Genomic DNA, 15267 nt, shown 5'->3' on the forward strand with positions numbered 1-15267 from the left:
AGTATCCAGAAATCGCTTTCTGGATACTCCCTTTGTTTCATCGCTTACTTATTACACTACATATTTTTCATATTTATTGTAATCGGATTGCTTCAATTCTAACGTTAATAACGTGCCTTGCTCTTCGTAGGCCGTTGCTAAAATCGTTGCTTCTTCATTTAAATAGGAAACAACTGCACCTTCGTCATATGGGATAATCATTTGGCAAGTTACGTAATCCGAGAAAATTTGTTTACGAATCATTTGTAGCAGTTCGTCTAAACCAACGCCCTCTTTAGCTGCAAGCCAAATATTATCGCCGCTCACTAACGGGTACTCTAAATCGGCTAAGTCTGATTTATTGTAAATATAAATCGTCGGAATGTTTTCAACGTCAATCGCCTGTAGCGTCTTATTCGTTACGTCCATCATAAAGCTATATTCTTCATTTGAGACATCAACAACGTGTAATAAAAGGTCTGACTCGCGTGCTTCTTCTAATGTTGAACGGAATGCCTTTACTAGATGGTGAGGTAGCTTACTAACAAAACCTACTGTATCTGTTAGTAAAAATGATTTATTATCTTCTAGCTCGATGCTGCGGACAGATGTTTCAAGCGTTGCAAAGAGCATGTCCTTTTCGAACACTTGCTTGCCATCGTCTTGCCCCATTTTTGCTAACAGCTGGTTCATGATTGTTGATTTACCAGCGTTTGTATACCCTACAATCGAAACAACTGGCACAGCATTTTTGCGGCGCTGCTTACGCTGTGTTTCGCGTTGCTCTTTGACCACTTCTAAATCCTTTTTGATTTTGGCGATTTGGTCCTCAATTTTACGACGATCTAATTCGAGCTTCGTCTCACCGGCACCACGGTTTTTAAAGCCGCCTCCTGTACCACCACCTTGACGTGAAAGGGATGCATGTAGGCCCACTAAACGCGGTAGCATATACTGTAGTTTTGCTAGCTCTACCTGTAGCTGCGCTTCACGTGTTTTTGCACGACGGCTAAAAATATCTAAAATGAGCATTGTACGGTCGATTACTTTACAATCTAAATCGCGCTCTAAGTTACGAATTTGCGATGGTGATAATTCATCATTAAAAATGACGAGATTGGCACCTGCCTCTTCATAAAACGCTTTAATTTCTTCAATTTTTCCAGTTCCCACATAGTGCGATGGTGTGACGCGTTCTAAATTTTGTGTCACCATACCAATTACTTCTACATTCAGTGCATCTGCTAAATTTGCTAGCTCTTCCATTGAATAGTCAAAGTGTTCGTCTTTTTTTAAATTTACGCCAACTAAAATCCCGCGTTCAACTAATTCTTCTATATCTTTCAAAATGAATAGCCTCCTCAAAGGTTCGTTCTTTACATTCAATCGTAACATACAACCTAAAAGCCTGTACAATCACACCTTGAACCTTGTTGTGATAAAATAGAATTAACAATATTTTCATTATAGAAAAGGCGGTTTTTATGGAATTTCAACAAATGAAGGAGCAGCTCGTTGCCCTTTTGCTAAATAAAACATTAATCCAAGCAACAATCAGTCAGCCACGTCAAAAATCAAATGAGCTAAAGCGTGTGAAATTAAAGCCCGTAGAACTACGCGGTGACTATATGATTCAGCTTGAATATCAGTATGAGCGTATTTTAAAGCATGAAAACCTACCACTTGTAGAAGTTGCATCAAAACTTGATGAACTATTTGAGCAGTTCCGCCAAGCACATGCTGAATTTACCGAGCAAACCGTACAAATTCAGCTTTCAAAGAAAAATAAAGTGCTGTTTAAATCCACTGCAAGCGAAGCATCAAAACAAGTCAATTTATCGCATAACCGTAAAAAACACTATTTATTAGATGATTCACGTGTGCATCCATTCTTAGTTCGATTAGGGGTACAGGCAGAAGACGGCAAAATTAAAAAGCAAAAGTACGATAAATTTAAGCAAATTAACCGCTTCGTTGAATTTATTGATGATTCCTTAGCGCATTTACCGAAGGATAAGCAAATTCGTATTTTAGATTTTGGTTCAGGGAAATCGTATTTAACCTTTGCGCTCTATCACTATTTAAAAGTAGAAAAAGGTTTAAACATTCGTGTGACAGGGCTAGATTTAAAAAAGGAAGTCATTGAGGAATGTAATCAAATTGCACAAGACTTACAATACGATGATTTAGAGTTTTTAGTTGGCGATATTAATGACTACAATGACGAAACAGCGGTAGATATGGTCGTAACCCTTCATGCCTGTGACGTCGCAACGGATATGGCGTTAGCGCGTGCCGTGAAATGGGGCGCGAAGGTCATCTTAAGTGTACCTTGTTGTCAGCACGAGCTGAACCGTCAGCTGCAAGCACCCGAGCTTTCTATTATGACGCAGCACGGCTTAGTAAAAGAGCGTTTCGCAGCACTTGCTACCGATTCAATTCGTGCAGAGCTCTTATCCCTTGTTGGCTATGATACACAGCTATTAGAATTCATCGATATGGAAAACACACCGAAAAATATTCTAATTCGTGCCTACTTTACAGGTAAGAAACCGTCTGATGAGCAGCGCGCGAAATATGTCGAATTTGTGAGATTTTTAAATGCACAACCATTTTTAGAAAAAGAATTGCTAGATTTCTTAAAATAAATAAAACAATTCTGTACTAAGCATTTTTCTTCTATAAATTGACTCAATACACTGTAAAGGTCATGTAATCCTTTTGTTACAGAATTGTAAAGATTAAGACTATCTGAGTAAATTTTATGTAGATTTTTTAAAGATTTTGTTATGATTATTAAGGTCAATTTTTAAATCGGTTTGATTATATAATTCCAGGAGGCAATTCCATGTTCAGTTCAAAAAAACAAGATCCATTTTTCTCAGCCTTATTAAAAATTGCAGAAAATATGCGTGAGGCCGTACATTACGCAAATGATTTCCGCATTGAAACAGTTGCTGATTTAAAGGAAATTAGTGTTCGTATGAAACAATACGAAACAGCTGGCGATAAATTAATTCATGAGTTAATCGTGATGTTAAATAAATCATTTATGACACCAATCGAGCGTGAAGATATTTTACAATTAGCGATTCGTATGGATGATGTATTAGATGGTACAGAAGGCACAATCGGTCATTTCGAAATGTTCTCATTAACAGAAGTTGACGATTCAATGCGTAACTTCTTAGAGTACATCGCGAAATCTTCTGATGAAATCGTGAAGGCTATGGAGCTTTTAAATAAAAAAGATCTTGTTGGTATGCGTCAACACGCCATTTTAATTAAAGATTATGAGCGTGAGTGCGATGAAGTGTTACGTTCTTCAATCAAGCAACTATTCTTAAACGAAAAGGACCCAATTCGTTTAATCAAATTTAAAGACATCTACGAACAACTTGAAGAAATTGCTGACTACTGCCAAACAGTAGCTAACACAATCGAAACAATCATTATGCGTAACGCATAATAATAGGGAGTCTTAAAAATGAACACACTATTAATCATTACCATATTGGTTGTTGCATGCGCACTAGCGTTTGACTTCATTAATGGTTTCCATGATACGGCTAATGCCATTGCCACTTCTGTTTCGACGCGTGCATTACCACCACGTGTCGCAGTATTAATGGCTGCAATTATGAACTTTGTTGGTGCGATTACATTTGTTGGCGTTGCAAAAGCGATTGCTTCTGATATTGTAGACCCGTTCGCGTTATCAACACCTGACGCACCATTAATCGGTTCTGTTGTTATTTTAGCCGCACTGCTATCTGCCATTACGTGGAACTTAATTACTTGGTATTTCGGTATTCCGTCTAGTTCGTCTCACACGTTAATCGGTTCGCTTGCTGGTGCTGCTATTATGGCTGCTGGCTTTGGTGTTTTAAATTATAACGGCTTCACAAAAATCATTATTGCGTTATTAGCCTCACCAATCATCGCCATTTGCGTTGGTTACTTAGCTATGTCTTTAATGAAAGTGATCTTTAAAAATACAAACCTTTATAAAACAAATAAAAGCTTCCGTATTGTACAAATTTTCACTGCAGCGATTCAATCGTTCACACATGGTACGAACGATGCGCAAAAAGCGATGGGTATTATTACAATGGCCTTAATCGCAGCGAACTTGCAATCAACGGATGAGGTACAAGGCTGGGTACGTTTTGCCTGTGCTCTAGCAATGGGTCTAGGTACTTCAATTGGTGGTTATAAAATCATCAAAACCGTTGGCGGTAAAATCATGAAAATCCGCCCAGTAAACGGTGTTGCAGCAGATATTTCTTCTGCATCCATTATTTTTGGGGCAACATTAATTCACTTACCTGTTTCAACAACACACGTTATTTCATCCGCTATTATGGGTGTAGGTGCTGCACAAAACGTGAAGGGTGTTAACTGGGGAATTGCACGTAAAATCGTAACAACTTGGATTATTACAATGCCGATTTCAGCGATTATGGCAGCTATTATTTACTCATTCTTAAATCTTTTCATCTAATCAAATCGATCATCAAGCATCCAGAATTCCACAAAAATTCTGGATGCTTTTTCTTTTTCTCTAAAATCTATTACACTAGAAGTAATGAAAAAGAGAGGCGGTATTATATGAAGCACTTTGCAGCGTTTATCACAAAATTTTCAAAACCAATTGTCGCCAGTTGGTTTGTCATCCTTGTTATACTCGCATTTTTTGCCCTTCAACTTCCTTCTAAATTACAGGGCGATGGATTTTTTGTTGATGGCGATCACACCTATGTAACAAACGAACTTTCAGACACCTTTGACCTACCCGCAAAAACAATTTTTGTGTTATTTGAAAATAAGTCCGACGAAGAAATTACGAACGTTTTAAATAAGCTGGAATCAATTGATGAAGTTCATGCCGTTCAGTCCCCTGTCGGTAATGAAGCACTCAATAAAAATGCTTATGCTTACGGATTACTCGAATTTGATAATACAATTGTCGATTACTTCCCAATCGTGAATGAAATACGGGATGTTCTTGGTGATGAACAAGGAATCTCGATTACAGGCGAACCTGTCATTTCAAAAGATATAAACGAAGCCAGCCAAAAGGATTTAATTAAGGCTGAAGCGATTGGTTTACCGATTGCATTAATCGTACTACTCCTTGCATTTGGCACGATTGTCGCTTCGACTTTACCACTAATCATTGGTGGCGCAACAGTTGTCATGGCACTTGGTATTTTAACGCTGTTAGGCAATACCTTTAACTTATCGATTTTCGTATTAAATATTGTACCGATGCTCGGTTTGGCACTTAGTATTGATTTTGCGTTACTATTTATCAACCGTTACCGCGAAGAACGTGCGAATTATTCAATTGCTGAATCGGTTCAAATCGCCATTCAAACAGCTGGCCGCTCGATTATTTTCTCTGCACTTTGTGTGATGATTGGCTTAGGTGCCATGGTCGTTATTGATGTAGAAATCTTTATGAATATTGCACTAGGCGGTACGATAGTTGTGCTACTTGCCGTTTTAACAGGTCTCACATTACTACCAGCAACACTTATGCTACTAGGCGACCGTTTAAATAAAGGGCGGATTTTCCGCATAAAACCGACCGCTTCACGCTGGCAAAAATTCGCAGCATTCGTCATGAAGCGTCCGGTGATGATTATTTTTGTTGCCGTTCTTTTACTAGTACTTGCGATGATTCCGATTAAGGACATGACACTAACGATTCCATCACAAGAATCTCTCCCGACTTCTTATGAGTCACGCCAAGCATTCGATACGCTTGACGAACAATTTGGCCTCGCACAAGAAACGCCAGTCTTTTTACTCGCTGAGAATGAGACGTGGGACAGTGAAACCGGTCGCGAGAAAATATTTGCTATTCAGCAACAATTATTAGAGGACCCTCTTGTGACAAACGTGACGTCGATGTTTACCATCACGAATATCGAGTCTGTGGAGATGTGGGAAATGGCCAATAATAATCCACAAGCACCTGGCGCACTCAATTCAGTTGCAGAGAACTTTATAAAAGGTGACCAAATGTACATGATTGCCTATTTAAATGCACAAGGTTCCTCTTCACAAGCACAGGAATTTGTACGCAACTGGACGGATAAGGATTTAGGCGTCGATTTCAAACTCTCTGGACAAGCAAAGTTCAATCAAGAAATTTTTGATGAAATCGCAAGTAAGGTTCTTGTTGCCATTGCCATCATCATTGTTTCGACATTTATTATTTTAATGATTGCATTCCGTTCCATTTTAATTCCGCTAAAAGCGATTTTAATGAATATTTTAGGCCTCGGGGCTACGTTTGGCATTCTCGTATACATTTTTCAGTATGGACACTTTGGACTGGAAGCGGGAACGATTGTCTTAATTATTCCGGTACTCGTATTTTGCTTAGTATTTGGACTCAGCATGGACTATGAGGTATTTTTAATTTCACGAATTCAAGAGGAATATTTAAAAGGCGCATCAAACACAAAAGCGACGATTGATGGGCTTGTTTCAACAAGTAAAATTATTACGTCGGCCGCGCTTATTATGATTGTTATTACCGGGGCGTTTGCGTTTACGGACGTGATGCCGGTTAAGCAAATTGGCGTAGGGATAGCGATCGCGATTGCCATTGATGCAACAATCATTCGATTAATGCTTGTACCTAGTTTCATGAAGCTACTTGGTGATTGGAATTGGTGGCTGCCGTTTAAAAAAGGACGCCGATAAGAAAATGCCCGCGCTTGGTTTGATACAAGCACGGGCATTTTTATGAAGTAAAGTACATCTTAGTTCAGTCGAATCCATGTAAGGTAACAGACCGACTGCTTGGTTTAGCTTAATTTCAGTAATTGATCATAGTGAAGCATTGCTGATTTTGTATAGCTTGGTTGTTCCGTTTTGTCTTGTTCGATTTGCTTGCGCTCTTTTGGCTCCCATAGCATATAAAATGCTTGAATGACTGCCACAATAAGAATTGATGCGATAACAATCGTACCGATAATAATTTTAACCATTTTGTTACCAGACATTTCTTTCGATTGACGGTGCTCCATACTCCATTTCCCTCACTCAACTTATTTTGAAAGTCGGAAACCTTCTTCACGTAAATACGCTACTGCATCATCACGCGTACCGAATGATTCCTCTAAATTCCCTTGGTGATAAATGTTCCATGCGCGGTTATTAAATTCTAGCTCTAGCTTCGTCGTACCATCGCGTGAAACCCACTTTTCGATTACCGGTGTATCATCGATTTCTTCTGCTAAGTAGTTGATTGCCGCTTCAATAATTTCGCGTAACTCGGCTTCGCTGTAATCACGAATATTGACTAAGCCCTTACCAGCTGCTTCTTTTTCGTACTTTAATAAGTCCCCTACAAACACAAAGCCGTTACCGTTTGGATGTAGCTTTTCCACAACGATTGTTTTTTCGTACAGACTGTCCTCAAAGTGATAGTTTAAACGCTTTAACGAAATTTCTTTTTTCGTTAACTGCGGGAATGATTCGATAATGGTTTGCTTTTGTTCAAATGTTAGCATCGTATGCTCCTTTAAAAAATTCTTTTCAATTACTAAGTATACCGTGTTCTGCCCAAATACAAAAGAAAAGCATATGCTTGTCACATATGCTCCACAATTTACATCGATTTTGTCATCGTCTCTTTAATATTTTTACGTTCATGATAAATGTTTTGAACAATAACTTTGATCACACAATATGTTGGAATCGCGATAATAATCCCGATAAAGCCCGCGATATTTCCTGCTGCTAAAACGAGTGAAATAACCGTTAATGGGTGAATGTCTAAAGATTTCCCCATCACGTTTGGTGTAATTAAGTTACTTTCCACTTGCTGCGCGATTAGCGTAATGACACATACCCACACAACTAAAATTGGATCTTGAATGAGTGCGACAATGACAGCCGGCACAAGTGATACCCATGGACCAATAAATGGAATCATGTTCATAAAGAATGCAAATAACGCCAATAATAAGGAATAGTCTAGTTTAATAATTAAATAACCAATAAACATCATCGTTGCTAATAAAAAGCTGACTAACACTTGTCCTTGCACATAGCTACGTAATACCTTATCAATGTCTTCTAATGTTTTCTTTACCCACGTACGCGTATCACCTGAAAATACATCATAAATTTGAGGTGCAAATTTCTCGTGATCCTTTAACATAAAGATAAAGAAGAATGGCACTAAAATCAGTGTTAATGTTACGGTTACGGCACCACTTACAAAGTTCATTAAATAACGACTACTTGTAATGGCAATGTCTTGGATCGAGTTCGTAATTGATGCCACGAATTCCTCCACTTGTGGTGGTAAAATATCTCGATTTTCTAAAATATAATTAAATGCTTGTTCAATTTGTGTTGCAATATACGGGGCATTTTCCACTAAATTATTTACTTGATTGGCAATTGGTTTCCCGATTAATAAAAAAATCGATGTCATAACCGCTACGAGTAACAGCACAATCGTTGCCAAACTTCCCCACCTTGGCATCCCGCGTTTTTCAAGTACGCGCTGCAAGGGCTCGGTAATATAGTAAAGTACGCCACCTAGTAATAACGGAATCATAATCGTGTTAAATATGATAATGAGTGGGTCAAAAATATGATAGATTTCTCTAAAGTATTTAATAATTAATAACGTAATTAATATGCCTATCCCAACTTGAAACCACAGCTTCCTCGTCATCTAGCTCACTTCCTTTTCATCTCTTCGATCTTACTAATACTCTATACCACTATGTACGCTTTAGCATGCCATAAAGTGTCAATAAATACAAAAGAAAAACAGGGAATTCAGTGATTTTAACACTGAACACCCTGTCATCAATTATAGGTTTTTATCGTCTACTGAATTTAAGTAGTCTTCAATTGTACCAATCACAGATTCTACACAACCTGTTTCAAACGGTGACACTAAGCCCGCTTCTTCTACTAGCTTCGTGAATGCGAATGACCCGCCTAATTGGCATAAGTGTAAATAATCTTTCCAAGCACCCTCGAAGTCTTCGCGTGAACGTTTCCAGAATTGGAACGCACAAATTTGCGCTAATGTATAATCGATATAATAGAATGGGCTCGCGTAAATATGCGCTTGACGCTGCCATACTGCACCCGATTCTAAATAATCATGCCCGTCGTAATCACGGTGTGGTAAATACTTCGCTTCGATTTCTTTCCATGCCGCATTACGCTCAGCAGGTGTCATTTCAGGGTTTTCGTAAACAACGTGTTGGAACTCATCTACCGCTACACCATATGGCAAGAATAATAGACCGCTGCTTAAATGTGAGAATTTATACTTGTCTGTTTGCTCTTTAAAGAAAAGCTCCATCCAAGGCCATGTAAAGAACTCCATACTCATTGAGTGGATTTCGCAAGACTCATATGTTGGCCATAAGTATTCTGGAATGCCGATATTGCGACTAGAATACACTTGGAACGCATGGCCGGCTTCGTGCGTTAATACGTCGATATCGCCTGATGTACCGTTAAAGTTTGAGAAAATATACGGTGCATCATAGTCTTCGATAAACGTACAATAACCGCCGCCCTCTTTCCCTTTTTTCGCAACTAAATCCATTAAGTCACGGTCAATCATGTAGTTGAAGAACTCGCTTGTTTCTTTTGATAGCTCATCGTACATTTTCTTGCCGTTTTCTACAATCCACTCTGCATCGCCTTGTGGAGTAGCGTTCCCGGTTAAGAACGTTAGGCCTTCATCATAAAACTTGAACGCCTCTACCCCAATACGCTCTGCTTGGCGTTCGTATAATTTCGATGCAACCGGCACGATGAAATCACGCACTTGCTCACGGAATTTTGCGACCATCTCTGCATTGTAGTCGACACGGTTCATGTTGATATAACCTAGCTCTACGTAGTTTTTAAAGCCTAATGTCGTTGCAATCGTATGACGTAATTTTACTAATTGATCGTAAATCGTATCGAATTGTTCTTGGTTTTCTGCAAAGAAGTTTGCACTCACCTCACGCGCTGCTTTACGTACCGCGCGATCTGTTGACTCTGCATATGGCCCTAATTGCGCAAGTGTTAACGTTTTACCGTCAAACTCAATTTGTGCAGATGCCACAAGCTTGCTGTATTCAGACGTTAATTTGTTTTCTTGCTGCATGAGCTCGATGATTTCTGGTGAAAAACCTTTAATTTGGTTTTCAGCTAACGAGAATAGCTGCGTGCCCCATTTTTCTTCAAGCTGTGCGCGGAATGGTGATTTGATAAGCTCTGTATAGTAATTAAATACAAGCTCTTCTGCAATCGGACTCACCTCGTCGAAATGATCGCGCTCTTGTTGATAAAATTCGTCGTTAGTATCAATCGACGCACGGACATAGACGATGTTTGCCATCGTCGAAAAGGTATTGCGCAGGCTGTTTAGTTTTTCGATGACTTCACTTTGCGCTGCTACCGATTCAGCTGCTTTAAAATCCTCTAAAAGGGCAGCAAATTGTTCTTTCATTTCGTCTAAATTTGGACGTTTGTATTCAAAGTCTTTAAATGTTGACATACCTTCACCTCATAATTATTTCGGAACCCGAAATTCGTATAGTTTATTATTTATTATATTCGCACAAATTGCAAATATTATCAGAAAATTAATTACAGCTTAAAACGTTTAATAGACTGTTGTAAGCCTGAAATGTCCTCTGTTAAATCACTTGCTGATATTGTGACAATGGCGATTGCTGCCTGCTGCTCATCAATAGAAGCGGTCATTTCCTGCGCCATTGCTGCATTTTTTTCACTCACATGCGAAATGCGTTCTACAGAATCCATAATCTGTACTTTTGATACGTTCAATTCCATCACCGTTGCGGATACGTCCTCAATAGCATCACTAATTTGTTGTATCGCTTGCTCGATTTCTTTAAAGGAATGCTCTGTGTGACTGACCGATGTATTTTGATCATGAATGATTGTATAGGTTTTCTTCATTTCACCCGTTACAATACTCGTTTCATGTTCAATACCACGTAACGTGGTTTGCACTAAATCGGTTGCTTGTGTTGTTTGGTCTGCTAATTTGCGTACCTCTTCAGCAACAACTGCAAAGCCCTTGCCATGCTCACCTGCACGCGCTGCTTCAATCGAGGCGTTAAGGGCAAGTAAATTAGTTTGGTCCGAAATATCGTTAATCGTCCGTACAATGCCACCAATTTCTTGTAGCTTGTGCATCAGTGATGTAAACACACCTTGCATTTGTTCAATCGACGTCATCGATTCATCCGAATGCACCTTTAACGCTTGTAAATTGTCTAACCCTTGCTTGTTCGAATGATTCATTTGTTCAGAAGACGTCAGCATTACGCTGTTTTTTTGATGTAACTGCTCGATTTCCCCTGCAAAATCAACCATAATGCGATTTGTACCTTCTGCGTCATTTGCCTGCTGCGATGACCCATCTGCCACTGCACTTACTGCATTCACAATATCATCACTATAGGCCGTTGTTTCCTCAGCCACCGCTGTTAAATTTGCGGAAGTACCTTGAATCTCAACAATGGCCGTCTCAATTTCTGATACCAGTTCTTTTAACTGTTTACACATTTCATTAAACCCTTCATTCAATGTGGCCACTTCATCTTTACGCGTCATTTCTGTTAACTCAATCGTTAAATCCCCTTTCGCTACCCTGCGTACTTGTAGCGCTAAACGGTGCAGCGGTGTCGCTAAATGACGTGAAAATAAAATTGTAGCAATTGTCGCTAAAAAGGTTGCGATGACTATTGTCAGTACTAATACTTTTATTAATGCCATTGCTGGAGCGTTAAAATCCTGCATGTAGCTACCTGATGTCACAATCCAATTCCAGTGAGGGTCCACTACCGAATAAATAATTTTCGGTGCTTCGATCTCCGTTCCTGGTAATGGGAAGCGGTACGCTGTAAAGCCTCCACCGGCATCAGCCTTTTCTTTTACTTCTCGAATATAATAGCTGCCTGTACTATCTTGGCTTTCCCATAAATTATCTCCTTCACGCGTTGGATGGCCAATTAACGTTCCTTCATGATCCATTATGTAGATATAACCGTTTTCACCTAATTCACTTGGGTTAGTAAGTGGACGTTTCCCCTCACTATCCTTTTCCCCAATTAATGTAGCAAAGACTTGCTCTTGCGCCTCCTGTAACGATAGTTCCCCTGCTTTCACTCGCTCATTCGTCAATGCAATTAATTGGAGTGACGATTCTACACTATTTTTAATAATCGTTTGCCCGAGCTCATCCATCCCACTTTTCGCTTGGAAATAGCCCGCTAGCCCAATGACTAAGCTTGGAATCAAAAATAACATAAAAGAAAACACAAACAATTTTCCGCGTATCGAACTTAACCCCTTCATTCGCTCCCTCTTTTCATCCTCTGTCTTCCCCAAATAATATTCTGATATATATTTTTTCTCTCTAATACGTTGATTATTCTGTCGAAATTATCGGAATTAACTATCATTATAACTCACTCCGCAAGAAAAAAACTACAAAAATCACATTATCATAAGCGACAATGTGATTTTCTGAAGAGAAGGAAAATAAGCTTCTAAATATTGAATTTTTGCATTTCTGATACAACCTGTTTAGCATGCGCATCTAATTGCTGTACTACGTCTTTCAAGTCATCGACAACCAGTGTTTGCTCATCTGAAGCTTGCGCTAAATGCTGTGCTTGGTTCGATGTATCATTCACTAGACGACTCATGTCCTCTGTTGATGCTAGAATTTCTTCTGCACCTGCAGACATTTGTTCCACAACGGCTGAGTCGTCCTGGATGCGGTTATTGACATCCAGTACAGATTGTAAAATTTGCTGTAAGCGTTGACCAATTTCATCAACTGCATGCGTCCCTTCTTTTACATCTGCTGTTGTGTTGTTCATCTCCACTAATACACGCTCTGTAATCTGTGAGAAGCTTTGGATATGTGTTGAAATTTCATCGGCTGATCCTCGTGACATTTCAGCAAGTTTACGAACTTCATCCGCTACTACTGCAAAACCTTTACCCGCTTCACCAGCACGTGCCGCTTCAATCGCTGCATTTAATGCTAATAAGTTCGTTTGATCTGCAATATTTGTAATGACACCAATGATTTCTTTAATCGACGTAAAGCTTTCACCCATTTCACGTACTTGCTGCGATGTGTTTTCCACAGACTGTTCAACGCCCTGGATTTGCTTCACAACGACTTTCGCATTTTGTGTGCCATCTTCTACCATCACCGTCATATCTGATGAAATTTCAGCGATTTCATTCATCGTATCTGCTAATTTTTGAATTCCGATGACCATTTCATTCATCGCAACATTTACTTCACCATTACTTGTTTGTTGTGATGAGCCACTTTGTGAAATGAGTGTAATGTTTTCAACCATACGATTATTTGAATCATTTACACGTGTTGTTGATGCTTCAATTTGGTCCACAACATCCCCTAAATCTTCCGTGCGCTCTTTTAATACTTTAAACGTCGTTGATAACTCACCTAATGAGTTATTAAAATTATTTGCAAACTGCGTAATTTCATTATTTGTTTTAAATTTAATTTGCTCAATGACCGCTTTCGACTCTGCAATATCTCCCAATGCTAACTTTTCTGCCGCTGTCGTTAATGTATTCAGTGGTGCTAATGCACGTCGTACATACATATAAATGCCGACTAATGCTAGCGCGATAATCACGACAAATATTAACGTCATCAGTGGTACGATTTGCTCGGCAACATCACTTGTTAACCCACTAATATACGATGCATCAATATCAACACCAAGATAAGCAATAATTTCTCCCGATGCATTTTTCATTGGGACAATTCCTGTAACAAATTCACCGTAATCACTACTTAACACGTCTGTAGCAAAACGGCCTTTTTCCATTACTTGTGCGATATGCTCGTATTTCGTAGAACCTGATACTTCGTAAATTGTGGCTGCATTCTCTGTATCCTCTACTGGCATCCCATCGACTAAAAACTCAATATCTCCATTTTTCTCTGGGACAAAATATGTATACGCATATAAAACACCATTATATTCACGTAGCTCATTCAGTTGCTCACGTAATTCCCAATATAGTTCATTTTCACTTGGCTCTTTGATTAATTGCTCATACTTTGCCGTGTCGATAAACTTTACCATGTTTTCAGCAACTTCTACTGTACGTTCTTTTACAGCCGATTCGACTGAGCTTGAGGAGTTATTGACCATCATGATAATGTTTAGTACTAAAATCACAGCAAAGATAAAGCCAATAATCATAACAATACGGCTACCTAATCTTTGCGTCTTTTTCATCTGCTTCTCTCCTAATTATAGTAGTATAATATATATAGTTTGAATTATTCGAACACTATTTGCAATAGCTTCAGTAAAACACAATCATTTATGTCCATATTTCGAATAAAAAGGCTCAAAGGAATGAATCCTTTAAGCCTTTTTTACTATTCGCCTAAATCAGCATTGTGGTAAACACGTTGAACATCTTCTAAATCTTCTAACGCATCAATCATTTTTTCAAATTTCACTAGATCATCACCAGCTAATGCCACTTCTGTTAGTGGTAGCATTGTTAACTCAGCTACTGTGAACTCTTCAATCCCTGCACCTTTGAATGCTTCTTGTGTTGCGTGGAATTGCTCTGGCTCTACATAGACGATGATTGTGCCTTCTTCATCCATAATGTCACGCATATCTAAATCTGCTTCCATTAAGATTTCAAGGATTTCATCTTCTGATTTGCCTTCAATCCCGAATACGGCTGTATTTTGGAACATGTGGGCTGCTGAACCAGATACGCCCATGTTCCCACTGTTTTTACCGAATGCTGCACGAACTTCTGAAGCGGTACGGTTTACGTTGTTTGTTAAGGCATCTACGATTACCATTGTACCCGCAATCCCGAAACCTTCATAGCGTAACTCGTCGAATTGTTCATCGCCGCCGCCTTTAGCTTTATCGATCGCTTTTTCGATAATGTGTTTTGGTACTGAATATGTTTTTGCACGTTCTAAAACAGTTTTCAGTGCACGGTTTGATTCTGGGTTTGGTTCACCAGATTTTGCTGCTACATAAATTTCACGACCAAATTTTGCATTAATACGACTAGTAGCTGCGTCTTTCCCAGCTTTTTTTTCTTTAATGTTATTCCACTTACGACCCATTATGTTCACTCTCTCCCATTCTCTATTAGACACCATATATACCAATTACACGTAAACGTAATTGTATCTTGAGTTTTCAATAACGTTGAAAACTCATT

General features: G+C 39.0%; 12 protein-coding genes. 4 read left to right on the plus strand and 8 right to left on the minus strand.

All coding sequences use genetic code 11. From position 1 onward, the window contains the following. Positions 1 to 51 precede the first annotated feature (51 nt). On the minus strand, positions 52 to 1374 hold the full coding sequence (gene hflX, locus NSQ62_RS19505) for a GTPase HflX (protein ID WP_341321713.1): 1323 nt from the start codon (positions 1372 to 1374) through the stop codon (positions 52 to 54). A gap of 89 nt (positions 1375 to 1463) precedes the next feature. On the opposite strand from hflX, the gene NSQ62_RS19510 reads away from it, so the two are divergent. From NSQ62_RS19510 to NSQ62_RS19525, 4 genes are all read left to right on the plus strand, one after another. Further along, entirely contained in the window at positions 1464 to 2627 is a 1164-nt protein-coding gene (locus NSQ62_RS19510) for an SAM-dependent methyltransferase (RefSeq protein WP_341321714.1), read from the plus strand. Between the two features lie 200 nt (positions 2628 to 2827). Next, a complete protein-coding gene (locus NSQ62_RS19515; protein WP_341321715.1) occupies positions 2828 to 3448 on the plus strand; it encodes a DUF47 domain-containing protein in 621 nt (206 codons plus the stop codon). 18 nt (positions 3449 to 3466) lie between these two features. After that, on the plus strand, positions 3467 to 4483 hold the full coding sequence (locus NSQ62_RS19520) for an inorganic phosphate transporter (RefSeq protein WP_341321716.1): 1017 nt from the start codon (positions 3467 to 3469) through the stop codon (positions 4481 to 4483). 107 nt (positions 4484 to 4590) lie between these two features. After that, entirely contained in the window at positions 4591 to 6699 is a 2109-nt protein-coding gene (locus NSQ62_RS19525) for an MMPL family transporter (RefSeq protein ID WP_341321717.1), read from the plus strand. 104 nt (positions 6700 to 6803) lie between these two features. On the opposite strand, the gene NSQ62_RS19530 is transcribed toward NSQ62_RS19525, so the two are convergent. The 7 genes from NSQ62_RS19530 to NSQ62_RS19560 form a co-directional block, all read right to left on the minus strand. After that, on the minus strand, positions 6804 to 7025 hold the full coding sequence (locus NSQ62_RS19530) for a hypothetical protein (RefSeq protein ID WP_341321718.1): 222 nt from the start codon (positions 7023 to 7025) through the stop codon (positions 6804 to 6806). A 21-nt stretch (positions 7026 to 7046) separates the two neighbouring features. Next, positions 7047 to 7511, minus strand: coding sequence for a hypothetical protein (locus tag NSQ62_RS19535; protein ID WP_341321719.1), 465 nt, complete (start codon positions 7509 to 7511; stop codon positions 7047 to 7049). Positions 7512 to 7609: 98 nt separating this feature from the next. Further along, complete coding sequence (locus tag NSQ62_RS19540) at positions 7610 to 8689, minus strand: AI-2E family transporter (protein ID WP_341321720.1); 1080 nt, start codon at positions 8687 to 8689, stop codon at positions 7610 to 7612. 141 nt (positions 8690 to 8830) lie between these two features. Further along, a complete protein-coding gene (locus NSQ62_RS19545) occupies positions 8831 to 10528 on the minus strand; it encodes a M3 family oligoendopeptidase (RefSeq protein ID WP_341321721.1) in 1698 nt (565 codons plus the stop codon). Between the two features lie 92 nt (positions 10529 to 10620). Further along, positions 10621 to 12360 carry a methyl-accepting chemotaxis protein gene (locus NSQ62_RS19550; protein ID WP_341321722.1) on the minus strand — a complete coding sequence of 580 codons (1740 nt, stop codon included), beginning with the start codon at positions 12358 to 12360 and terminating at the stop codon, positions 10621 to 10623. A gap of 194 nt (positions 12361 to 12554) precedes the next feature. Further along, entirely contained in the window at positions 12555 to 14303 is a 1749-nt protein-coding gene (locus NSQ62_RS19555) for a methyl-accepting chemotaxis protein (protein WP_341321723.1), read from the minus strand. Between the two features lie 146 nt (positions 14304 to 14449). Beyond that, on the minus strand, positions 14450 to 15169 hold the full coding sequence (locus NSQ62_RS19560; protein ID WP_341321724.1) for a YebC/PmpR family DNA-binding transcriptional regulator: 720 nt from the start codon (positions 15167 to 15169) through the stop codon (positions 14450 to 14452). Positions 15170 to 15267: the final 98 nt, after the last annotated feature.

Origin of the sequence: Solibacillus sp. FSL H8-0523 (assembly GCF_038051985.1) — a bacterium.
Classification (GTDB): domain Bacteria; phylum Bacillota; class Bacilli; order Bacillales_A; family Planococcaceae; genus Solibacillus.

Coding starts and splice junctions, on each gene's coding strand:
- NSQ62_RS19555 (WP_341321723.1), bottom strand. CDS start 14,303: ATGAAAAAGACGCAAAGATTAGGTAGCCGTATTGTTATGATTATTGGC.
- NSQ62_RS19540 (WP_341321720.1), bottom strand. CDS start 8,689: ATGACGAGGAAGCTGTGGTTTCAAGTTGGGATAGGCATATTAATTACG.
- NSQ62_RS19545 (WP_341321721.1), bottom strand. CDS start 10,528: ATGTCAACATTTAAAGACTTTGAATACAAACGTCCAAATTTAGACGAA.
- NSQ62_RS19550 (WP_341321722.1), bottom strand. CDS start 12,360: ATGAAGGGGTTAAGTTCGATACGCGGAAAATTGTTTGTGTTTTCTTTT.
- NSQ62_RS19525 (WP_341321717.1), top strand. CDS start 4,591: ATGAAGCACTTTGCAGCGTTTATCACAAAATTTTCAAAACCAATTGTC.
- NSQ62_RS19530 (WP_341321718.1), bottom strand. CDS start 7,025: ATGGAGCACCGTCAATCGAAAGAAATGTCTGGTAACAAAATGGTTAAA.
- NSQ62_RS19510 (WP_341321714.1), top strand. CDS start 1,464: ATGGAATTTCAACAAATGAAGGAGCAGCTCGTTGCCCTTTTGCTAAAT.
- hflX (WP_341321713.1), bottom strand. CDS start 1,374: ATGTTACGATTGAATGTAAAGAACGAACCTTTGAGGAGGCTATTCATT.
- NSQ62_RS19535 (WP_341321719.1), bottom strand. CDS start 7,511: ATGCTAACATTTGAACAAAAGCAAACCATTATCGAATCATTCCCGCAG.
- NSQ62_RS19560 (WP_341321724.1), bottom strand. CDS start 15,169: ATGGGTCGTAAGTGGAATAACATTAAAGAAAAAAAAGCTGGGAAAGAC.
- NSQ62_RS19520 (WP_341321716.1), top strand. CDS start 3,467: ATGAACACACTATTAATCATTACCATATTGGTTGTTGCATGCGCACTA.
- NSQ62_RS19515 (WP_341321715.1), top strand. CDS start 2,828: ATGTTCAGTTCAAAAAAACAAGATCCATTTTTCTCAGCCTTATTAAAA.